Here is a 256-nt window from a genome sequence, read left to right as displayed (position 1 = left end):
ATTGCTTGAGGCGGCAGAAAAAACGCTCAACCAGATTTCGTGCTTTATAGCGATGCCAATCGACGGTGCGAGGCGTTTTGCGGTTGCTCCGTGGCGGAATGATGGCTTGGGCGCCTGTTTCTTCAATAGTCTGAACCAAGGCGTCGCTGTCGTAGCCCTTGTCCGCTATCACCGCACCGGCGTCGATCCGCTCAATTAATGCCGCGCCTTGCGTGATATCAGCCACTTGTCCTGCGGTCAGGATCAGACGGATCGG

Annotated in this window: 1 protein-coding gene; it reads right to left on the bottom strand. The window is 56.2% G+C overall.

Annotation, left to right across the window (positions count from 1 at the left end; translation table 11 throughout):
• On the bottom strand, positions 1 to 256 hold a 256-nt coding region (locus ACLIIZ_RS21175; RefSeq protein ID WP_416695702.1), incomplete at both ends, for a transposase.

It is taken from the genome of Azonexus caeni (assembly GCF_048146105.1).
Lineage (GTDB): Bacteria > Pseudomonadota > Gammaproteobacteria > Burkholderiales > Rhodocyclaceae > Azonexus > Azonexus aromaticus_B.
Note: the sequence above shows the minus strand (reverse complement) of the source record. Positions and strands in the feature narration are given on the sequence as shown.